This window comes from Desulfobaculum sp. SPO524, from assembly GCF_044987625.1.
Taxonomy (GTDB): domain Bacteria; phylum Desulfobacterota; class Desulfovibrionia; order Desulfovibrionales; family Desulfovibrionaceae; genus Desulfobaculum.
On record NZ_JBJDSB010000002.1, the window covers coordinates 1,061,708 to 1,084,755 of the forward strand.

14 protein-coding genes are annotated in these 23,048 nt (G+C 61.6%); 10 read left to right on the top strand and 4 right to left on the bottom strand.

The window, feature by feature from the left end; genetic code table 11:
- Positions 1–401: 401 nt before the first annotated feature.
- The 10 genes from ACI3L3_RS10355 to ACI3L3_RS10400 all read left to right on the top strand — a co-directional run bounded on the left by ACI3L3_RS10355 (position 402) and on the right by ACI3L3_RS10400 (position 14,766).
- Positions 402–1,478, top strand: coding sequence for a YeiH family protein (locus ACI3L3_RS10355; RefSeq protein WP_404845031.1), 1,077 nt, complete (start codon positions 402–404; stop codon positions 1,476–1,478).
- A gap of 191 nt (positions 1,479–1,669) precedes the next feature.
- The gene (locus tag ACI3L3_RS10360) at positions 1,670–2,113 is read left to right on the top strand and encodes a universal stress protein (RefSeq protein ID WP_404845032.1); all 444 of its coding nucleotides are present in this window, start codon (positions 1,670–1,672) and stop codon (positions 2,111–2,113) included.
- A gap of 25 nt (positions 2,114–2,138) precedes the next feature.
- The gene (gene phnD / locus ACI3L3_RS10365) at positions 2,139–3,011 is read left to right on the top strand and encodes a phosphate/phosphite/phosphonate ABC transporter substrate-binding protein (protein ID WP_404845033.1); all 873 of its coding nucleotides are present in this window, start codon (positions 2,139–2,141) and stop codon (positions 3,009–3,011) included.
- The gene (locus ACI3L3_RS10370) at positions 2,989–4,479 is read left to right on the top strand and encodes an ATP-binding protein (protein WP_404845034.1); all 1,491 of its coding nucleotides are present in this window, start codon (positions 2,989–2,991) and stop codon (positions 4,477–4,479) included. Before phnD ends, ACI3L3_RS10370 begins: the two co-directional genes overlap by 23 nt.
- Positions 4,476–5,831: a sigma-54-dependent transcriptional regulator gene (locus tag ACI3L3_RS10375; protein WP_404845035.1), complete on the top strand. Its 1,356-nt coding sequence runs from the start codon at positions 4,476–4,478 to the stop codon at positions 5,829–5,831. Before ACI3L3_RS10370 ends, ACI3L3_RS10375 begins: the two co-directional genes overlap by 4 nt.
- A 361-nt stretch (positions 5,832–6,192) precedes the next feature.
- Complete coding sequence (locus ACI3L3_RS10380) at positions 6,193–8,928, top strand: SPOR domain-containing protein (protein WP_404845036.1); 2,736 nt, start codon at positions 6,193–6,195, stop codon at positions 8,926–8,928.
- A complete protein-coding gene (locus ACI3L3_RS10385) occupies positions 8,925–9,962 on the top strand; it encodes an HlyD family secretion protein (protein ID WP_404845037.1) in 1,038 nt (345 codons plus the stop codon). The genes ACI3L3_RS10380 and ACI3L3_RS10385 overlap by 4 nt, the downstream gene beginning before the upstream one ends.
- Complete coding sequence (locus ACI3L3_RS10390; protein ID WP_404845038.1) at positions 9,937–11,382, top strand: hypothetical protein; 1,446 nt, start codon at positions 9,937–9,939, stop codon at positions 11,380–11,382. The genes ACI3L3_RS10385 and ACI3L3_RS10390 overlap by 26 nt, the downstream gene beginning before the upstream one ends.
- The gene (locus tag ACI3L3_RS10395; protein WP_404845039.1) at positions 11,372–12,679 is read left to right on the top strand and encodes a glycosyltransferase family 2 protein; all 1,308 of its coding nucleotides are present in this window, start codon (positions 11,372–11,374) and stop codon (positions 12,677–12,679) included. Before ACI3L3_RS10390 ends, ACI3L3_RS10395 begins: the two co-directional genes overlap by 11 nt.
- A 77-nt stretch (positions 12,680–12,756) precedes the next feature.
- Positions 12,757–14,766: a copper-translocating P-type ATPase gene (locus ACI3L3_RS10400; RefSeq protein WP_404845040.1), complete on the top strand. Its 2,010-nt coding sequence runs from the start codon at positions 12,757–12,759 to the stop codon at positions 14,764–14,766.
- An 80-nt stretch (positions 14,767–14,846) separates the two neighbouring features.
- Here the strand turns inward: ACI3L3_RS10400 and ACI3L3_RS10405 are convergent, their stop codons facing one another.
- The 4 genes from ACI3L3_RS10405 to ACI3L3_RS10420 are packed head-to-tail and all read right to left on the bottom strand — an operon-like array spanning position 14,847 to position 22,849.
- Positions 14,847–15,308, bottom strand: coding sequence for a hypothetical protein (locus ACI3L3_RS10405; RefSeq protein WP_404845041.1), 462 nt, complete (start codon positions 15,306–15,308; stop codon positions 14,847–14,849).
- A gap of 6 nt (positions 15,309–15,314) precedes the next feature.
- The gene (locus ACI3L3_RS10410) at positions 15,315–19,262 is read right to left on the bottom strand and encodes an efflux RND transporter permease subunit (protein WP_404845042.1); all 3,948 of its coding nucleotides are present in this window, start codon (positions 19,260–19,262) and stop codon (positions 15,315–15,317) included.
- A gap of 12 nt (positions 19,263–19,274) precedes the next feature.
- Positions 19,275–21,416 carry an efflux RND transporter periplasmic adaptor subunit gene (locus ACI3L3_RS10415; RefSeq protein WP_404845043.1) on the bottom strand — a complete coding sequence of 714 codons (2,142 nt, stop codon included), beginning with the start codon at positions 21,414–21,416 and terminating at the stop codon, positions 19,275–19,277.
- A 50-nt stretch (positions 21,417–21,466) separates the two neighbouring features.
- Entirely contained in the window at positions 21,467–22,849 is a 1,383-nt protein-coding gene (locus tag ACI3L3_RS10420; protein ID WP_404845044.1) for a TolC family protein, read from the bottom strand.
- Positions 22,850–23,048: the final 199 nt, after the last annotated feature.

A 23,048-nucleotide genomic window follows, 5' to 3' on the forward strand; every position in this document is an offset into this window, starting at 1 on the left:
CATTGCGCCGCCCTCCCCGCGCCCCAAGGGGGAACCACAGGATCCTCTTTTCACAAAAGGGAACTTGCGCTTCCGCTCTGCGCCAGCCCGAGGCTGCGGCACCCATGCTTTTTGTACTGAGAAACCAGACGGCGCTCATAATGCGTTGCCCCGCTGTTGGGGCGGTCTTTTGGGGAATCGAGGGCGGACGGTATGCGAAAGAGCCCTTATGGCGGGAGCTTGCGCAAGTGTTCCCCAGTGGGAACACGGCGAGGGAGACGGCGTTCCCGCGCGGGAACGATTTCGCCCTGCCTGAGGAATGACTGACAAAATAAAGACTGGAAAAACAAGATGTTGTGGCCTCAAGGCGGCTTGGCGTGCAAGTTGCTTAGTGAAATGCATCACGATTACGGGAGGACTGCATGTCAACGAATACTCAGGCAATGGACGGATCACTGCGCAGGGATTTTTTCCAGGAAATTCTGGAGAGTATACCGGGATTTCTGCTGGTAATCTCTGTAGCTGTTTTCGCGCACGTTACCGCGCCGCTTCTGAAACACTATGAGTTTTTCAGAACGTACTTGACCATTAAGGACTTTATTCTGGCTATTTTGGTGGGCATCGCCATCCGCAACACGGTGGGAGTTCCCAATGTGCTGCGCCCGGGGCTTCGGTTTTCCACCATCCTCACCAAAACCGGCATCGTCGTCATGGGCGCCAAGTATTCCTTGGCGGGGCTGGTAACGGTTGGCGGGCAGGCGCTGGGGCTTATCGCCTTTTTCCTCTTCGCCTCCGCTGTGGTGCTGATGTGGATTGGCAAGAAGATGAACATCTCCACCTCGCTGAGCGCGTGCCTTGCCGCTGGGCTGTCGGTATGCGGCGTTTCGGCCACCATCGCGGTGGCCCCGGCCGTCAACGCCAAAAAGGAAGAGATGGCCTACTCCATCGCCGTGGTGCTGATGTTTGGCCTGCTGGCGCTGGTGGTGTTTCCGCCGCTGGGCCAGTGGCTGGGCCTGACGGACGCGCAGTATGGCGCGTTTGCGGGTGTGGGCATCATCAACTCCGCGCAGGTGCTAGCCGCCGGGTTTGGCTTTAGCGACGACGCAGGCGTTATCGCGGGCGTGTACAACATTGGCCGCGTTATCTTCCTGCCCTTTGTTGTGCTGATGCTGACCATCATGGCCTGCCAGCGCTCCTCCGAGCTGTCCTGCGAGCCCATCAACAAGTGGCAGATTATCGTTTCCAAGTTCCCGGTGTTTGTCCTTGGCTTCCTCATCGTTGTGCTGATGAACACGGCGGGCATGATCAGCGATCCTGCCGTAAAGACGGCCAAGACCTTCATGGAGTGGGCCTTCCTGCTCGGCTTTGCCAGCATCGGCTTGACCACCCGCCTGGCCGACCTCAAGGCCGCGGGCTTCACCGGCGTGCTTGTGGGCTTTACCGTAGCGTCGCTGAAGGCAGGCCTTGCCCTGCTCGCGGTGCTCTACTTCATTAATTAGAATTAACGTAGGGAGTTAGCCATGCTGCGTGCATTAAAGAACCTCTCGGCCAGCCGCAAACAGGACCTTATGGTTTGCCTCCTCGGCATTGGTTTGGTGTTTGTGGCCATCATTATGAACTAGGCCGACTCATGACGAACGTTGGGGGAGCGCATCAGGGAGCGCTTCCCCAACACCCTTTGGGAGGGACTATGCAGACAAGTACCATCGTTTTGGCAACCACCGGCGGGCAGTGTTGCAAGAATGCCGAGGATTACGCACTGGCCTACTGCGCCAAAAACAGCGCATCCCTCGGCATTGTTCACGTTGTGGAGTCTAGCCTTTCGCACTATGGCTTGGTAGATTCCCTTGCCACCGAGGGCGACCGGCACGACTTTATCCGCCACGCCCGCACGCAGGAGATGCCCGAGGTGGAGCGCCGCCTTGCCCGCCTCATCTCGCGGGCGGAGGCCATGCACATTCCTTACAGGCTGCATGTGGGCTGGCAGTCGCCGCTATACTGCATCCTCAAGCAGCTACGGGACAACGACGCCCAGATGCTCATCGTGGGCAGCAAGCACAGCCGCCCCAACCCGTTTAGCCTCACCAGCTGTCTGCGCCGCAAGGCCCCCTGCGATGTGAGGCAAATCCGTTAACCCCTTACAACAAGCGCCATATGCAATGATACGACGCGTCCTTTTCACCGTTTGCCTGCTTTTTGCCCTTGCCGCACCGGCCAGCGCGCAGGCCCCGCCGTCCGGGCGCATCACGTTTGGCGTCATCACGCTGAACCATCCGCTGATGATGTACCGGCAGTACCTGCCCTTTACCGATTTTCTCTCGGAGCGGATGGGCCTTCCCGTTGAGCTGGTGCTGGCACGGGACTACGCCACCATCATTGACGACCTGACCTCCGGCCGCATAGACATCGCCCTGCTGGGCGGCTTTTCCTACATTGAGGCACGCGAGGCCAGCGCCGAGGTCAGCCCGCTGTGCGCGGTGCTGTCCCCGGACGGCACGCCCACCCACCGCACCATCATCTTTACGACCAAGGCCCGCACGGATATTACCACTCTGCGCGACCTACGCGGCAAGGCCTTTGCCTTTGCGTCCAAGCATTCCACATCCGGCTACCTGCACCCGCTGTGCTATTTGGGCGCCCACGGCGTCAGCAAGCAGGACTTTGCCACCGCCACCAACCTGCGCACACACGAGGCCGTTGTCCGCTCCGTCACCCGTGGCAATCACGACGCCGGAGCCATCTCCGTCGCGACTTTTGAACGCTTTGCGGACAGTGGCCTGCGCGCCATCGCCAAGACCGGGCCGCACCCCGGCTTTGTGCTGGTGGCCCGCAAGGCCGGTGTTCCCGAGCTTCAGCGCCTGAAGCACCTTTTGCTGCGTACGGACTTTTCCACCCCAGCCATGGCCGCCTTGGCCGGACGCTGGACACCCCTTTTGCGTAACGGCTTTGCCCCGGTTTCCGACCATGACTATGCATCAATACGAACCTTGCGAGACTGCGCGATCACTTATGGGTACGGAAACGAGACATAAGCTGTCCCCGCGCGGGCTGCGCTTCAAATTCATCGGCATTGTGCTGCTCTGCCTGACGGGAACCATCTTCTCCACCGCCTATTATATGCTGGAGAAGGAGCGCGACGTCCTTATGCAGACGGCGCGCCAGCAGGCAACATCGCTCACCAAAGCCTCGGCCATCCTCTTCACCAACACGTTCATCTATGAAGAGTTGGACATGTTGGATGAATCAGACATGATCGCCTACCTGTCATATTATGTGTCGGACGTTATGCGCACGGACCCGCGCATTCTCGCCTTTACCGTAGTGGATAAGCACGGGCGGGAGGTGGTCAGCAAAGCGGCGCACGCAGGCCGGGACCACGCCGCCGCGCCCCGCATCTCGCCGCAGGTGCCGGCAGAGGCCAGCGTACAACTGCTGGGCACCGGCGCGGACGCGGTGCTTGCCGTGCAGGAACCGCTGTCCATCGAGTCCAAAACATGGGGCGCATGCCAGTTGCTCTTTTCCCTGCGCGACATTGAGAAGGCCCGCATTTCCGTGCGCAATGAAATTTTGGCCATCTCCGCCGGATGGCTGCTCTTTTCCCTTATTATTGTGGGATTTGGCGCGGAATACCTCATCACCGCACTCCAGAAGCTGTCCGACGCCATGGTCCGCTTTACGGTGCACGGCGACTTTTCGGAGCCGTTCCCCAACCTGCCGCCGCGCAAGGATGAAATCGGCCAGTTGCAGCACAGCTTTGAGTGGATGGTGCAGCGCCTGCGGCGCGAGGAGCAGGAGCGCGCGCAGACCAAGAAAAAGCTCTTCCACACGGAAAAGATGGCCACCATCGGCCAACTGACGGCCAGCATCGCCCACGAGGTGAACAACCCCCTTGGCGGCGTGATGCTGTGCTTCAATAATCTGGTGAAGGGCAATCTGGACGACGCCGGGCGCGAGCAGCACATTGAGGTCATCAACTCCGGCCTCTCGCGCATCCGCAAAATTATGGGCGATTTGCTGGATTATTCCCGCCAGTCGTCGCTGAACATGCAACAGGCGGGCGTGGACGACGTGGTGGGCAAAAGCGTGTCCCTGCTAGAGCTGTTCAGCCAAAAGAAGCGCGTCAGCCTCAGCGCCCTCCTGCCGGGCGAAACGCCGCCCATCCTTATGGACAGCACCAAGATTCAGCAGGTGCTGGTGAACCTCCTCCTCAACGCCATCCACGCCACGCCGGAGGGCGGCGCGGTGACGCTGGAGGGTCAGCTACACGACGACAGCTTTACCTTCATCATCTCGGACACAGGACCGGGCATTGACGAGGCCATTCAGGACAAGATTTTCGATCCCTTCTTCACCACCAAGGGCGAGAAGGGCACAGGACTTGGGCTTGCCCTTGCCAAATCCATTGTGGACCAGCACGGCGGCAGGCTTGAGCTTGTACAATCCACAGCACGCGGAAGCATCTTTGCCATACACCTTCCGCGCACGGGAAAGGACACATGATACGGAGCATCATCGTTGTGGAGGATGAGCTGTCGATGCGCATCGGCATCCAGCACACCCTTTCGGCGGCAGGATATATCATAGAGGCCTTCGAGGACGCGGACAGCGCCCTGCGGGCCATGGCGTCAACCAGCTTTGACCTGCTCATCACGGACATGCGCCTGCCGGGGAAATCCGGCCTCGACATGCTGGGCACGGTGAAGGAGCTGCACCCCGGTACGGGCATGATTCTCATCACGGCCTTTCCGGAGATTGAGCTTGCCGTCAAAGCCATGCGCCTTGGCGCGTTTGACTTCCTGTGCAAGCCCTTCTCCAACGAGGGGCTGCTCATCGCCGTGGAGCGCTACTTCAACTACCACGACCTGAAGCAGGAAAATACGCGCCTTAAAACCAGCAACGGTCTGGACGAGATGATTGGCGGGCAGTCCATGCAGCCGGTCTTTGAGCGCATCCGCGCCGTGGCCGATGCCTGCACGCCAGTGCTGGTCCTTGGTCCCAGCGGCACGGGCAAGGAGCTTGTCGCCAACGCCCTGCACAACCTCAGCCGCCGAAGCGAAAAGCCCTTCCTGAAAATCAACTGCTCCGCCCTGCCGGAACATTTGCTGGAGTCCGAGCTTTTCGGGCACGAGAAGGGCGCGTTCACCGGCGCACACAAGCGCCGCATCGGCAAGTTCGAGGCCGCAAACGGCGGAACGTTCTTCTTTGACGAAGTAGGCGACATGCCGCCCGCGCTGCAGGTGAAGCTGCTGCGCGTCCTTGAGGATGGCGAAATTACGCGCATTGGCGGGAATACGCCCATTACCGTGGACGTACGCAGCATCTTTGCCACGGCCAAAGACCTGGAGGCACTCCTTGAAGACGGCTCCTTCCGCGAGGACCTCTACTACCGCATCAACGTCGTCCCCATCACCCTGCCCCCACTGTGCGAACGCGGGGACGACATCCTCAAGCTGATGCAGCACTTTTTGTTCATCTACGCCTCCCGCCACGGCAAGGAAGGCGTCCAACTGTCGCCAGAGGCCCAAAACGCCCTGCTCCACTACGATTTTCCCGGCAATATCCGCGAGCTGCGCAATATTATGGAGCGCTCCGTTCTGCTGGCGCAGGACGGCGTGATACGCCTTGGGCACCTGCCCCAGCGCGTCTGCGAAGGCGCCGCCCCGCACTACGCCCCCCAAGTCTCCGAGGACCGCACCCTCTCCCTAGAGGAAGGCGTGATGCAATATGAACGCGGGCGCATCATCGCGGCGCTGGAAGCCACGGACAACCGCAAGCAGCGCGCCGCTGAGCTGCTGGGCATAAGCCGAAAGGTCCTGTGGAAGAAGATGAAGGACCTGGACATTATGGCCTAGCGCCGCCCGCTGTCTCCGCATTCTCTGTGTCTGCCGCGTCTTGCGTGACGCAGACGCAGCGCGCCACACGCCGCATCATACCGCGGAATGAGCAAGCGACACCTCCCCCTCCGCATGCCGCGTACCGGACGAGTGCCAAACGCCGCTTCCCCCACGCCACACAGAAACTCATAAGGCCGTCAGGATCCACCTGACGGCCTTTTCGTTGTATGGCGCGCGCCGTGATTCGCCCTGCCGCACCAGTATTTTTTCCCGTTGTGCGGCGCTGTTTTCCACGCGCCGCATGCAACCATACCAATTTCTGCCATAAGTCCCGTGAGGCAGTTGTTCTCCTATGGTTTTGTAGTACAATCCAAGGATAATGAGAAAAATCCGGGTATGCTCCGCCACCTTTGTCCGCCGCGCCGCCGCACTCAGCATTTCCCTTGTGCTGAGTGTGTTCCTCGCGAGTGCGCAGGCGGCAACCATCCGGGAATATTACACTATACAAGTTGGGAGCTACTCGCACGAATCCGGCGCAAGAAGCATGTACCGCACCTTGAAAACCCAACTTCCAAAGCGCATACACGACCTGCTGCGCGTAGAACGGGTGGGACAGTATTATGCCCTGCGCATTGGCGACTTCCGGGGCCGCGCATCAACAGCCGCCATCACGGCCATTTTGGAGGAACACAAGAAGGACTGGGTCCTGCGCCACGCGCCCATCAAGGCGGAGCGCCTGCGCATTGCTCCTAAGGTGCGGCTCTACCCGCCTGCACCCCGCGCCGCCTCGGCCAAACCGTCCCCGCCGCACGCGCCCCCCAAAAAGGAGCGCCGCGCGGATGATACTGCGCCAGCGGCAAAGACCTCCCCCCGTCCAGCCCCTGCACCAGAGCCTGTAGCCCCCAGCGAGGTGGCCCCCGCACCCAGCACGCCCACAGGACACCGTGCCTCTGTGGCGATACGTCCCCGCACCACGCCTCAGCAAGCTGCGTCCTCGCCAGCGCCGCAGGATGCACAGGATGCCCCAGGCATGGCGCCTGCGCCGCGCCCAAAGGACACGCCTCCCGCCGCGCCACCCCCTCAGGACGCAGCGCCGCCAGCCCGGCCGCAGGCGTTTGACGCACAAGCGCCCCCCGCGTCCTCGCCGCCCCTCGACGGGCGCAACGCGGTACTGGTGCTGGCGCAGCGCCTGCTGGACGCCCCGGCGGAGGAAGCGCAGGACGGCGACGCCCTGCTGGAGCATTTTATGACGATGGACGGCGACGGACTGAGCATTACCGACGCTACCGTCGACAACCTTCTTGTCCTTGCCGAGGAAACGCCGCGCGACCTTGGCGTGGACCTGCGGGCCACATGGCGCAACAACGCATGGGACAGCCAAACGGATAATCACCACTTTGACGAAAACGCCATACGCTTCGGCGTTATTTGGGATGTCGTCGCTGACGGTTTTCTGGATACCCGGCGCGAGGCGCAGGACTATCACGACAGGTTCCGGCTAGCGCAAATGGACGCCAACGCCTCGCGGCAGGGGGAGCGGTTCATCTACCGCGACGTGCTCATGGCCATGCATTTTGCCGCACTGCGCCTTGGTCCCCTTGACGCACTCCGCCTGCTCCAGCAGGCGCGGCTGGACGAACTTATCGCCCTTTACCACTCAGGCCGTGTGTTTTTGGATGACGTTATTGAGGCGCAGGGCGAGCTTGCCGAAACCACCGCCCATATCAACGCCATCCACTACGCGCTGGACCAGCTACCGCAGTACCAGCCACCGCTTCAGGCCCACCGCCCCCCGGTGCTGGACCTGAACATGGACGCCCTCGCTCGCGGCCTGCGCGATATCGCCACGCAGGACGGCCAGCGGCTGGCCCTGCAGGAGTCTATCCTCCGCCGCAAATACGACAAGGCCTACGACATCGACCTTGAAGTCTTCTCGGACATCGGCTCGCAAATGGACCGCGATGGCCGGGACGAGGACTTCCGCCTTGGGCTGGACCTGCGCATTCCCATCGCCACGAGCAGCGAGAGGCTCCTTCGGTCCTCCATGCGCAAGGAGCGCGTCGCCCTCGCCTCCACACGGCGCAACCAGCGGCTCGACCTGCTGCGGCGCGCTGGCTCCTACCGCGAGAAGCTGACCGACGCCATCGTCATGCACCACCGCCTGCTCCTCACCAAGGAGCGACTGCGCCGCGCGCTGGCCTCGCACACCCTTGCCCCGCAATCCGGCAGGGAGCACCTTGGGCCGGACCTGCTGCTGGTCAGCAAGCAGGCGACGGAAGTCCTCAAGGTGCAGATTGAACTGCTGGGTGTGAAGGAAAGCCTATACCGCCGCCTGCTGCAACTGCTCACCGAGGCGGGCCTTGCCTACAGCCCGGACATGGTTGCCCTGTGGCAGCCCAAGCACAGCGCCCCCGCAGCCCGGCGCGGCGAGCGGTCCGTGTACATCTGGTCCACGGTGTTCAACGCCACGCCCAGTGACTACATTCTTGAACTGTTCCGCATCAAGAACATCACCCGCGCCCTTGTTTCCGCAAGCCAGCGCATCCACCCCGGCAAGCTGGCGCGATTCCTGACGCAGGCGCAAAAGCGCGGCATCGACGTGGCGCTTATGTATAGTGTGAACGACTGGATTCATCCGGAAAACCACGCCCGAGCGCTGGAGCGCATCACCCGCGACGCCGCCATCACCGGGCACGTACATTTGGACATTGAGCCGTGGACGCTCCCGGACTATGCGCAAAACACCCGCCGCTACCAGCGCGCGCTGGTGACGCTCACGCGGGCATTGCGCCAGCGCCTGCCGCGTCATGTCCACCTCAGCATGTCCATTACGCCGCGCCTTCCCCCGGCGACAGCGCGGGGCCTTCTTGACCACACGGACAGCCTGTATGTCATGATTTACGGCAAACCCCAGCCCGCAGCCATCGCCCGCGTGCTTGAGCGCACGAACCTGCCCCCCGGCGCATGCGTGGTGGCCCTGCGCCCCGCTGATTTTGAAGACGAAGCCGCCCTTGAAGCCGCCATGACGGAACTGGCGGACTCCTCCGGTGTGGCGCGCTTTGCCCTGCATGACCTTGAAGGCTACCTGAACCTTACCGCACGGATACGTCCATGAAACTGAGGAAAAAGCAGTCGGGATTCAACATCGGGCGCGAAGGGCAGCCCCCGAAAAAGCCGCTCATCCGGGTGACCTCAGTGGCGTATATTCTTCTGCTGGTGGGACTGTTTATCTATGTGGCGCATTTTGCGGCCATGCGCATCCTAACCATTGAAGGCGTTGGACGCGTGGAACTGACCCGCGTTTTCGTCGGCGCGGGAAGCGAAGGCATCGTGCGCGCGGTACACGTAACGGAGCGGGAAAAGGTCTCCGCCGGGCAAATCGTGGCGTCGCTGACGCTCAATCCGAACGAGGAGCGCGGCGTAACCTCCGTAACGCCCATCCAGCGCGACATCCTCGGCACCATGAACGACCTTGCCCGCATGCGCTCGCGCCATGGGCTGCTTACCGCGCGTCTGCGGGAGAAGGAGCAGCGCCTTCGCGGCATGCTCAAGCAAGAGGAATACGAACGCGCGCTGGAACTGCGGCTGGCCGAAAACACCGAAACCCAGCGCCTGGTGCGGGACATTGAGGACCTGCGCTACAGCGCCTCGGAACTTGGCGCGGACATCCGGCACGAGGAGGCCTACCTCGCCCAGCTTCAGACCGCGGCGCAAAACGTCCCCCTGCCCTCTCGTCCGGTAACGGAAACCGCCCTGACGTCTCCCGTCAGCGGCACCGTGGTGGCTGTTTTCAAGCAGCTACGGGACTTTTTGACCAAAGAAGACGTCCTGATGGCCATTGTGCCCACGGGCGCGCGGGTGCGCATCCGCGCCTTTTTCGACATTGACGACTTGGAGCACCTCGCCTCCGGGCGCGGCGTGCTTTTGCTCTTTCCCGACGGGCGCAAAATCCACGCCCGCATCGGCGAGATATTCGCCTCCACATCGCGCTCTCGGGCCAGCGCGCCCGATCCGGGACAGACCACGCCCGCACGCGTTGAGGTGGAAGTCTTGCCCCCCAATACCGAGGACTTTCTGTTCTGGCACAAGTACGACAGCATGGACATCAACATAAGGGTGAACCGTGAGTGGTTTGATTTTGGTCTCTGACCGCAAGGATCTCAAGATCTGCGACGGAGTGGACTATGAGGTCATGACTCCGGGCGCAGTGCGCAACCTGCGCTCGTTGGACGCGGACCTCATCATCATTGAAGCGCGGCAGGAGGAGTTTGCCCTCATTGCCTTGGCGGCGGTGCGCCAAAATGGCTCGCCGGATGTCTACCCCATGCCTGTGGTGCTGATGGGCGATGAGACGGAACTCTCCACCCGCCTTGTGGAGGCCGCCGACGAAGTTGCCTCGCGCGAGACCATTTGCTCCTACGGCGGCCTGCATATCCGCGAAAAGTTCACTGCATGGCTCAAGCGCCTGCGCCAAATCCGCTCCATGGCGTCCGCCACATCCGGCGCCGAGACAGGTCCGCCCCACGACGCCAACCTCGGCGTGCGCATTCTGCGCTACATGTACGTGCGGCGCGGGGACATCCTGCCCGTTCGCGGCGTATGGTCCATCTACGGCTACCACTACCCCAAGCTGTCCATGTTTCTGGACTACGACGACCTGAGCGTAACCAAGATGCTTGTGTATCTAGAATCGCAGGCGCTTATTGAAGGGCAATTCCACGACAAGGCCTACGCCTGCGCCCGCTGCGGTTGTAATTTTCTCAATTTTCGCGAAACCTGCCCGCATTGCCACTCCGCCAACCTCAAGGTGGACGACCTTGTCCACCACTTCCGGTGCGGCCACGTGGCCCCTGAGCCGGAATTCAAGCAGGGCAATGCCATGGCCTGCCCCAAATGCAGCCGCGAGCTTACAGGCCTCGGCACGGATTACGACAAGCCCTCCCTTGTCTATTCCTGCCGGGACTGCGGGCATATTTTTCAGGATCCGGACGTCTCGGCAGTGTGCTTTAATTGCAGCTTTTCCGCGCCACCGGAGGACATGACCCACCAAACCATACGCCGCTACAAAATCACTGCCCTTGGGGAGAACGCCGCCATGCACGGGCTGGAATCACTGTTCCGCGAGGTGCTCACAGGCAAGATGCATGTTGTTGACCTTGAAACGTTCAAGGTCTTCGCCGAGGTGGAACGCAACCGCATCCGCCGGTACAAGAAGTCGGAATCCAGCGTTATCTACTTCACCATCCGCAACCTTGGCACCCTGCATATGGAACTTGGCGACAACGCCAAAGCCGTGTTCAACGAGCTTTCCGACGTGGTCTCCGGAACGCTGCGTACGTCTGATGTCGTCAGCCCCCTCAATGAAACAACTTACCTTGCCCTGCTGGCAGAAACGCCGCTCAATGGCGCGCAGATTGCCACCAGGCGGCTGGATGAAAACATCTCGGCGCTGGTGCAGGCCAATATCTCCGACGACGCGGACATCCGCACCCACGCCTTCGCCCTGGACCCGGAAGAAGAAACCGCAGAACTCATCAAACGCGTGATGGACCACGCCAATGCTGAATAACCTGCTGGAATTCATCGGCTCGCGCTCCGCCTCGGAACTGCTCTCGCTGTTCTGGTACTTCTTTTTGTTTGAGCTCACGCGGTACGTCATTTTGGACGGCATCGTCATCATGGCCTTTCTGTCCAAGCGCCTTGTGCATACGCGGCAATTCACCACGGCGCGTGGCATGCTTTTTGGCGAGCGTCCGCTTATCTCCGTCATTTCGCCCGGACGCAATGAGGGCAAGCACATCCCACGGCTGGTGGCCTCGCTTCAGGAGCAAACCTATACAAACTTTGAGCTTATCATCGTCGACGATGGCTCCGATGATAACACCTACGACATCTGCAAACGCCTGTACAAGCAGGGTCACATCACGCGCTTTTTCCGCAACTCGCACCGCGGCGGCAAGGCGTCCGCCGCAAACCTTGCCCTGCGCTATGCCAAGGGGCGGTTCATCGTGCATCTGGACGCGGACTCGCACCTGAAAAGCGACGCGCTGGAGCGCATCATCGCGCCATTTTACATGGACGACCGCATCGGCGCTGTTGGCGGCGACATCCGCGTTGCCAACCTTGATGCCTCGCTGTGCGCGTCACTGCAGTGCATTGAGTATATGAAGGCCCTTTCCACGGGCCGCACCGTGGCCTCCACCCTTGGCATTTTGCGTATTGTTTCCGGGGCGTACGGCGCATTCCGCGCTGACCTGCTGCATCGCCTCAAAGGCTGGGACCCCGGTCCGGGGCTGGACGGCGACATCACCCTCAAAATCCGCAAAATGGGCTACAAGGTTGTGCATGCGCCGGATTCGGCCTGCTACACCAACGTGCCTACCACATTCGGCAAGCTGACCAAACAGCGCTACCGCTGGGAGCGCTCCCTCATCCGCTTTCGGTTCCGCAAGCACAAGGACCTGTTCTCGCTCCGGAACAAAAACTTCAACATTTTCAACACGCTGACCGTTGTGGACAACATCCTCTACAACTTCGTCTTCAACATCAAATGGTGGATATATATCGGCCAGATTTTGTTCTTTAATCAGGACGTCCTCCACTATGTCCTCACCATAAACATCATTCTCTACACCATGAGCAACAGCATTGAATTCCTCATGGCGTGCCTCCTCTATGGGCCAACGCTGCGGCATGCCGAACTTCAGCGGGCCATTTATCTGCCACTCATGCCCTTTTACACAGGCTGGTACCTTCGCATTATCCGGACCTATTCCCACGTCATGGAACTGTTCTTCCATGCCTCCTACCGGGACAAGTGGAATCCATGGAAGGTTTCCAGCGTGGCGCGCAAATCAAAAATGTAAGCCCCTTGCAACAGATACATGATGCTGTACCGTAGGGGCACGATCTGCTTTGGAACTTTAACCTCTCGGGACGAATCATGAATCACGATCATCATGCAGACGACTCGAACGGACACCAATCACATCACGCGCACATGGCGCAGGACTTCCGCACCCGCTTTTTTGTCAGCCTTGCGCTGACCATTCCCATCCTTGCCCTGTCCCCTGCGTTCAAATCCCTTGTCGGGCTTGGGGATATGCTTCGCTTTTCCTTTGAGCAGTACGCCTTGCTGGCCTTTGCCACGGCCGTCTTCATCTACGGCGGCAAGCCCTTCCTCACGGGCCTTCGGGATGAACTGGCAAAGCGCTCGCCGGGGATGATGACCCTTGTGGGGCTGGCCATCACGGTGGCCTACGGCTACAGCGCGGCCGTGGCCCTTGGCCTGCCGGGCAAGACCTTCTTCTGGGAGGCCGCAACGCTTATTGTCATTATGCTGCTGGGGCACTGGATAGAGATGCGTTCCGTTATGGCCGCATCGTCCGCGCTGGAGAAGTTGGCGGCGCTGTTGCCGTCTACGGCGCACCGGCGCTCATCCGGCGGCGATGTTGAGGACGTGCCCGTCTCCGACCTTGCCCCCGGTGACGAAATCATCATCAAGCCCGGAGAAAAAATCCCCGCAGACGGACGCATCACCGAAGGCGAATCCTCCGTCAACGAGGCCATGATTACCGGCGAATCCGTGCCCGTAGGTAAAAGCGCGGGGGACGACGTTATCGGCGGCGCGGTCAACGGCGAAGGCTCCCTCACCGTCGAGGTCGCCAAAACCGGCGACGACTCCTACCTGTCGCAGGTGATTTCCCTTGTGCGGCAGGCGCAGGACAGCAAGTCCCGCTCCCAGAGCCTTGCAGACCGCGCGGCCTTGTGGCTGACCATTATCGCCATTGCCTCGGGCACGCTGACGCTGCTGTTCTGGTTTGGCATTGCGGGGCGCGACTTTGTGTTTTCCTTAGAGCGCACGGTGACGGTGATGGTCATCACCTGTCCGCACGCCCTTGGCCTTGCCATTCCGCTGGTTGCCGCCGTGTCCACATCCATTGCGGCGCAGCATGGGTTCCTCATCCGCAACCGGACGGCCTTTGAACAGGCGCGGCGCATCGGCGCGGTGCTCTTTGACAAAACCGGCACCCTCACCCTTGGTGAATTCCGCGTTGACGCGGTCTACCCCGTGGACGGACGCGAAGAGGACGACGTTTTGCGCCTTGCCGCCAGCGTGGAGGGACATTCGGAGCATCCCATTGCCAAGGGCATTGCCGCCACCGCCGAGGAACGCGGCATCACTCCCGCGTCCCCGCAAAACTTTGAAGCCATCAAGGGCAAAGGCGCACGCGCCACGGTGGACGGCGCGGAAGTTGCCGTGGTCAGCCCCGGATACCTTGAAGAACAGGACATCGACCCTGCCCAGCACCTGCCGCAGGAGGCGCTGGACCATGAGGGCACCATTGTGCATGTGCTGGTGGACGGCCAGCCCGCCGGAGCCATTGCCCTTGCCGACGCCGTACGTGAAACCGCGCGCCCTGCCATCCAGAAGCTGCAATCCATGGGCATCAAGTGCATGATGATTACCGGCGACAACGACAAAACCGCCTACAACGTGGCGCACGAAACCGGGCTGGACGACTACTTTTCCGAGGTGCTGCCCGACCGCAAGGCTGACAAGGTCAAAAAGGTGCAGGACAAGGGCATTGTTACCGCCATGGTGGGCGACGGCATCAACGACGCCCCGGCCCTTGCGCAGGCGGATGTCGGCATTGCCATTGGCGCGGGAACGGACGTCGCCATGGAAACGGCGGACCTTGTGCTGGTGAAAAGCAACCCCGGTGACGTTCCGGCCATCATCAATTTGGCCCACAGCACCCGGCGCAAGATGCTGCAAAACATCTTCTGGGCCACGGCCTACAACGCCCTTGCCATTCCGCTGGCCGCAGGCGTGCTGGCCCCGTGGGGCATTGTGCTGAATCCTGCCACCGGGGCGGTGCTGATGTCGCTGTCCACAGTCATTGTGGCCATCAACGCCCGCCTGCTGCGCATCTCTCCTGCTTCCGCATAAAAAAGGGCGTGGCCCCACAACCGTGGGGCCACGCCTTATCCGGACGCCGGGCGTCCGGGCCTCTGCGCCGGGATCAGGCGCTACATGTCCATCATCTGCTTCATCTGCTGCATTTCGCCCATCATCTTATGCAGGCTGTCCTTCATCATGGGGATGGCGGACTCGCGGTCCTTCTTCATCATGCCCATGCCCTTCATGGCGGACATCATGTGCTTGTCCACCTTCTTCATGGCCTTTTGCATCATGGCGTGCCCGGACTGCTCCGCAGCCTTCTGCACCTCCATCATTCCTTTGTGCATGTCCATCATGTGCTTGTTCATGGACTTCATGTTCTGAGAATCCATGGCGGCATCCATCATGGCCTCAACGTCCTGCATCATCATGTTCAGATTCTTTTCCATGGTCATCATGCCCTGATGCATGTCGGCCTTGCCGTTCATTTCTCCGTGGCCGTCATGTCCACCATGGGACGAGGCAAAGGCAAATCCGGCGGTCAGCACGCCAAGGGCTATGGTCAGGGCGATAAGGGTCATACGTTTCATTTCGGTCTACTCCGTGGTTTGGGGTTCATTCTGCTGTGCCGCGTCCGCTTTGGCCTTGCGCATGCGTCTATGCATGCGGACTTCCTCGGCAAAGCAGTACAGAACCGGCACAACAAAAACAGTCAAAATGGCGATGGTCATGCCGCCAAAGGACGGTATGGCCATGGGCACCATAATATCCGCACCCCGGCCCGTTGATGTGAGCACGGGGATAAGGGCAAGGATGGTTGTGGCCGACGTCATCAGCGCCGGGCGGATGCGCCGCCGCGCGCCGTCCACAATGGCGTTTCGGATGGCCGTAGTTGTGGACATGTCGCGGCGGGTGCGGCTCTCGTCCAGATAGGTCGCCATGATGACGCCGTCGTCGGAGGCGATGCCAAACAGGGCAAGAAAGCCCACCCAAATAGCCACACTCAGGTTAATGGGGCCGACCTGGAACAGGTCGCGCATATTGGTGCCGAACACGGAGAAGTTCAAAAACCACTCCTGCCCGTACAGCCATATCATCAAAAAGCCGCCGGACCACGCCACCAGAATGCCCGAGAACACCATCAGCGTCGTCCCAAGGGACTGGAATTGCAGATACAAGATGATAACGATGACAAGCAGCGCCAACGGCAGAATAAGAGCCAGCCGCTTCTGCGCGCGGACCTGATTCTCGTAGTTACCCGCAAACTCGTAGGACACGCCGCTCGGCACGGTGAGCTCGCCGGAATCCGTCAGGCTTTGCAGGTAGTCCCGCGCATGTTCCACCACGTCCACTTCCGCGTGGCCGGGTTTCTTGTCAAAGAGCACGTAGCCGATAAGGAACGTGTCCTCGCTCTTGATCATCTGCGGGCCGCGCACATAGCGCACGTGGGCAAGCTGGCGCAGGGGAATCTGCTCCCCGCCCGGCGCGGCCACCAGCACGGTATCCAACGACTCGATGCTGTCGCGAAGCTCGCGCATATAGCGCACGCGGATAGGGTACCGCTCACGCCCTTCTACGGTTGTGGACAGCACCTTGCCGCCCAGCGCCACCTCAATGACGCTCTGCACCTTGGTCAGCTTGATGCCGTAGCGGGCAATGGCCTCACGGTCGATGACGATTTCCAGATACGGCTTGCCCACGATGCGGTCGGCAATGACCGTGGCGGGCTGAATGGAGGGGACCTCCTTCAAGTGCCGCTCCAGTGCAAGGCCAAAGCCCTCAATGGCCTCAAGGCTGGGGCCTTTAATCTTGATGCCCATGGGCGCGCGCATGCCGGATTGCAGCATGACGATGCGCGCGGAAATGGGCTGAAGGCGCGGCGCGGAGGTCGTTCCCGGCATTTCTGCCGCATCGGTAATGGCCTGCCAGATGTCGTCCGGCGTCTGGATGCCCGGCCATGCCTCGCGTCCGGGATTCAGCGCCGGGTCCAGCGCCCTGCGCCAAACGCGGAAGGGTTTGCCGTTCTCGGGGTCCGGAATCAAGCGGCCCTCGCCATCACGCGGGTAGTAGCCCTGCACAAGGTAGGGCAGCCCATCCCCGGCAGGCAGCGGCGCGCCGTCCTTGGCCCGAAAGTAGTCCTTTTGGGTCGGGTCAAAACGAAACCGCAAGCGGTTGCCGCTGTCGTCCACAAGGTACTCCGGCGCATAATTGATAACGGTCTCAATCATGGACACGGGCGCAGGGTCCAGCGGGGTTTCCGCACGGCCCAGTTTGCCCACGGCGGTGTCCACCTCCGGGATGTCGAGGATGGCCATGTCCTGCTTGGACAGCACGTCCTGCACCTCGCCGATGGAGGCATGGGGCATGGTGGTGGGCATGTACAGGAACGCGCCCTCGTCCAGCGGCGGCATGAACTCCTTGCCAAGCCCGGGGAAGGCATGCGTCAGCGCCGCCACCGGGCGCGAGGCACGCACGCTGTCCGGCATCCACGAGGTCAGCGGCGCGGCGCCCAGCCAAATCATGCCGCCAAAGGCCACCAGAATGAGCGGCAGGCTCATGAACGCGGCCTTGTGGTCCAGCACCCAGCGCAGCATGCGGGGATACCCACGCTGGAACAGCTGGAAGAACAGCATCACGCCGCCGATAAGTCCGGCCACGAAGATGATATTACGCAGGTCGCCCTTTTCCGGCCCAAGGGGCATCCAGTTTTCGGCAAGCACAATGCCCACCAGCAGGATGACGCCAACGTTCTCGCTGTAGCCTATAAGGCGCTCAATGCGCGGCGGAAGTGCCGGTCCAATCAGCCTGTGCACCGCCGGCACGATGAACAGCAGCCCCAGCCACCACGTGACCAGCACACTCACCGTCACACCGGCGGCCAGCATCAGCGCGCAGCGCATCCACTCGCCAAAGCGTGTGCAGGGCTTCTTTCTGCGCTGGAAGATGAGGTGCGCGAGGGCCGGGAGCACAGTCAGCGCCACAATGATGGAGGCGATAAGGGCGAAGGTTTTGGTATAGGCCAGCGGCTTGAACAGCTTACCCTCCGGCCCGTCCATGACGAACACGGGCAGGAAGCTGACAATGGTCGTGGCCACGGCAGTCATAATGGCCCCGCCCACCTCGGACGCGCCCTTGTAGATGAGGCCGAGCCGCCCCTCACCGGCGCGCGCATGCTCGAACTTTTTCAGAATGTTCTCGCAAATGATGATGCCCATATCCACCATGGTACCGATGGCAATGGCTATGCCGGACAGCGCCACGATGTTGGCGTCCACGCCAAAGAGCTTCATGGCGATAAAGCACATCAAGACCGCCATGGGCAGTAGCGAGGAGATCAGCAGCGAACTGCGCAAATGCATCACCGCTATGAGCACCACAAGGATGGTGATCAAAATCTCCTGCGTCAGCGCGGTATCCAGGGTACCAAGGGTTTCGCCGATTAGGCCGGAACGGTCATAGAAGGGGACGATGGTCACCTTGCTGACTGTGCCGTCCTCCAGCACTTTGGAGGGCAGCCCCGGAGATATCTCGTCGATTTTGGCCTTCACATTTTTAATGACCTGCAAGGGGTTCTCGCCGTAGCGCGCCACCACGACGCCGCCCACAGCCTCGGTGCCGCCCTTGTCCAGCACGCCGCGCCGCAGCGCAGGGCCAAGGGACACCCGCGCCACGTCCGACACGCGGATGGGCACGTTGTTCACCACCTTGATGACGGCCTTCTCAATGTCCCCCAGCTTCTTCACAAAGCCGATGCCGCGGATGAGGTATTCAACGCTGTTGACCTCGATACTGCGCGCGCCAACGTCGAGGTTGGACGCCTTCACCGCCGAGAACACATCCTGAAGCGTCACCCCGGCGGCGCGCATGGCGTCCGGGTCCACGTCAATTTGGTATTCCTTGACGAACCCGCCCACCGAGGCCGCCTCACTCACGCCTTCGGCAGACAGCAGTGCATAGCGCACGTACCAGTCTTGGATACTGCGAAGCTCGTCGGGGTCCCAGCCGCCGGTGGGGTTCCCGTCCTTGTCGCGGCCTTCCAACGTGTACCAGTACACCTGCCCAAGCGCGGTGGCGTCCGGCCCAAGAGTGGGCTGCACGTCCTGCGGCAAAGTGCCCGGTGGCAGGCTGTTCAGCTTTTCGAGCAAGCGCGAGCGCGACCAGTAGAACTCCACATCCTCATCAAAGATGACGTAGATGGTGGAGAAGCCAAACATGGAATAACTGCGCACCGTCTTCACGCCCGGAATGCCCAAAAGCGCCACGGTGAGCGGATAGGTGACCTGATCCTCCATGTCCTGCGGAGACCGGCCCTGCCACTGCGTAAAGACAATCTGCTGGTTTTCACCAATGTCCGGTATGGCGTCCACGGGGACGGGGTCGCGCGGCATGTCGCGCACGTTCCAGTCAAAGGGCGCAACCATCACGCCCCAGCCAAGGGTAAACAGCACCAGCAGCATGACCACCAGCTTCTGCTCCAGGCAGAAGCGGATAACCTTGTCCGCCAGTGTTCGCGCTTCAAGGGGGGAGTCGTTTTTCTGTGTCATACTTCCCCTCCTCTACCGCGCAAGCTGCCGGGTGACTTCGCCGCAGCGGAGCATCGCAGTCCCGAAGTACGGATTGCGCACGGTTTCATTGCGCTGGAGCCATGTTGCGCCCTCATAATCGAAGGCCATGGGGCAGAACATTTCGTATACCGGGCCGTCAGCGGCCACGCCCAGCTTCTGCACGGCCTGCGTCAGCCCGGCGGAAACCGGCTCAAACCCGGCGCGGATGTCCACCAAGCCCTGCGCGTCTCGGATGGTGTCCAGGCCACCTGTCATGGTGGCAAGGGCCTGCGTCCACGCCGCGTGCGAGGGACCGCTCAGGGTGGCGGCGTCCAGCTTGGTCAACGCCTCGGCAAGGCGTGCTGCGGCGGCTTTTGCGCTGTCGGTGTCGTCCTCGGCAAGGGCCTGGGCCAGCGCGTCGTAATGCGCGTAGGCCTCGCCAAGCCCGGTGCGGAACGCCTGCGGCGCGGTAAGGTCCTGCTCCGCGGAGCCAACGCCAAAGGCCGCCCGCACAGCGGCATAATGCCCCTGCATCTCCGCAAAGATGTGCACCAAGCGCTCCTCGGTGGCGGCTTCCGCGCCAAGGATGGCGTCGTTGCCAAGGCGCATGGAATACTCGCGCCAAATGCGCGCGGCGTCGCCCTCAAGGTCGCTGCCGTCGATGAGGCGCAGCTCCTTGTTAAAGCGCCCAAAGGCTAGGTGGGTCTGGCTGAGGTCCTTGGACGCAACGGCCTGCTTCAGGTCCGTAAAAGTCTTGTCCAGCAGAAGGAGCTTTGAGGCGAACAACGGCGGAACCTCACCTGCCGCAGTTGCCGGGTTTTCAGGATTCATCATGCTGGGGCGGGCGATAATCTGCACCGCGCTGTCAATTTTGAAATTGCCCTTGGTGACGACCTGCTCACCGGCCTTGAGGCCGCTTTTGACGATGTAATATTCGCCGGCGCGCGGCCCGAGGACCACCTCGCGCCCTTCAAACACGCCCTCGCGCGCGGGGTCGGCCACGTACACCACGGCGCGCTTGCCCGTGATGAGCGGCGCGGATGCCGGGATGACCAGCGGCGCCTTGGCGCCACCCTTGTCCGTGCCGGGTTTCTTCTGCGTGGCGTGCACCAGCATGCCGGGTTTCAGGCTGCCGTCCGGGTTCGGGACGGACAGACGCACGCGCACGGTGCGGGTCTTTTCGTTGACCAAGGGGTCAATGTAGACCACCTCGCCGCGGAAGACCTTGCCGGGGTAGGCCTTGGTCTGAAACTCCACCATGCGGCCGATATCCACCCACGGCAGGTCCGTCTCGTAGGCCTCCAGCACCACCCACACCTGCGAGAGGTCGGCAATGGAGTAGATGCTGGCGCCGGTTTTTACGTACTGGCCCTCGTTTACATCCTTGCCAATGACCACGCCGCCCTGCGGCGCGTACAGGGTGATGTGGTCGCGGGCTTCGCCGCGCTGTGCGACCCTGTCTATCTGCGCCCGCGTCAGTCCCAGCAGGCGGAGCTTTTCCCGCGCGGCCTTTTCCGTGCGCGCGGCGCTCTCCTTCACGAGGTCAAGGGAACTGCCCTGCAATTCCCGCACGGCCTTGATGGCCTGAATCAGCTCGGCCTGCGCCGTCAGCAATTCCGGGCTGTAGATGGACACCATGGGCTGGCCCTTTTTGACAACGCTGCCGGTGTAGTCCACATACATTCTGTCAATGCGGCCCCCGGTCCACGCGGTGATGTTGCCAACGCGCGTTTCGTCGTATTCCACCTTACCGACCATGCGGGTCTGCACGGCAACATCCATGCGCCGCGCCTCGTCCACGGTTATCCCGGCCAGCTTTCGCGCCTCCGGCGAGAGGGCAATCTCGCGCAGGCTGGCGCGGTCGCCGTCTCCGGAGCGCTCCAGCGGGATAAGGTCCATAAAGCAAATGGGGCATTTGCCCGGCTCCGGAAGCTGAATCTGCGGATGCATGGAACAGGTCCAAACGACCTCCCCCTCTTCCGTTACGCTGACGTCCACGCCGTGGCCTTCGTGGCTCTGGGTGGCGTTTTGTGCGTCCTGAGGCCCCGCTTCGGGGCCGGACACGTCTGCGCCGCGCAAGCCGTAGCCAGCGGCAAAAGCCGCCAGCACCAGCGCCACTACGGCGATACGTCGTTTTGAACCCACTACAGACATACTCTCTATCCTTTCTCACCCTCTCCAGCGCTTAAGCCGGAGCACAGTGGTTATCCGTCCTGCGGGAGCAGAGAGCCGTGGAACTCGCACGGCAACTCACTGCCCACCAATGTTTCCATCTCCGCCATGCGCTGGGCTTGGTCCGTCACCGCGCGGTAGTAGGCAAGCTGCAGTTCCAATATGGTCTGCTCCGCATCGATTAGGTCCAGCGCGGAGCCGTTCCCGGTCATGAAGGCCTCCACCACCACACCCAGCGCCTGCTTGGCCTTGGGGATGAGGGTCTTCTTGTACAGGTCAATCTTGCGGCCTGCGTCCTCGTAGTTGTACAGCGCCAATTCCAGGTCCGCCCGAAGCTGACGCTCCAGCCCGGCGCGGCTGCGGCGCGCGGCGCGCAGCTTGGCGCTTTGCTCATCTACGGCGGCCTTTCGCGCATCCAGCCACAGCGGCACATTCACGGACATGGACACCATCACCGGGTTCTGGCCGTCACCAGTCATGCCGGGACTGCGCGAGTCGTCCACCTCCGTGGATTCCAGCCCAAAAGTGAAGTCCGGCAGGTAATTGCGCTCCGCAAGGCGCTTTCCGGCTTCCGTCTTGGCCGTCACCGTGTCCCAGTAGGCAAGCTCGGGATTCTGCGAGGCCAGCTGGGCCACAAGCCCCTCTTTGTCTTCGGTGATGCGCATCACAGGAACCGACGGCGGCAAAGGAATCTCCTCCCCGGCGGGGCGGTCCAGCAACGCGTTCAGGGTTGCGGCCTGCGGCCTGCTCAGGGCGCGCAGCGACCGAAGGCGGTCCTCCAGTTTGCCAAGCTCCACCTGCGTGCGAATAACCTCGCCATGCCCGGCGGCGCCCGCCGTGTAGCGGACCGTGGCAATCTTCTCCATGTACTTGATAAGCTCGATGGCCTCACGCGTGGTTTCAATGGCGCGGGCAAGGTAGGCATACTCGTAGTAGGCCTTTTTCACCTTGGCGAAGGTTGCAAGCTTAAGCGCGTCGAACTTCGCCTTCAGGCCATCGGCCTCACGCAGCGCCACCTGCCCCTTCAGGCTCAGTTTGCCAAAGAATGGCAGCGACTGAGACAGCCCGTACTTGTAGCGGGCGGGGCCACCGCGCGTTTCCAGCGGTGTGGTGTAGTAGGCAAAGCTCAGGCGCGGGTCCGGCAAGCTCTCGGCCTGCGTTACCCGCTCCACCGCCGCACGCCACGACGAAAACGCCGCGCGCAGCTCATTATTGCGCTCCGCGGCTTCCATCAGATACGCGCGCAGCTCGCGCAATTCCCCGCGCGCGGCCATGTTCTGGCCCACCGCAGCGGCGTCAGCCGGGGTGGCATTCTCCCCCTGCGCGGATGCCAGCACAGGAAGCAAAACGGCGCACAGGGCAAGGACAACCCCTCCCCGCGCCGCCGGATTCGACAGTGTTTTCAATACGTTCATAATCTCTCCCTTTGCCGCCCCAAGTCCAATATCCATGCCAGCGGCAGAAAACGTCCGCATTCCCGACTATTATAGTCAGAATTAAAACACAAGCACTCCGCACAAATGTGCACCATGTGCGAACAACTGCACACATTGTGCAAAGGCACTTGTGCACAGGGTACCACATCATGCACGCAGATGAAGGAGAATCGGGACA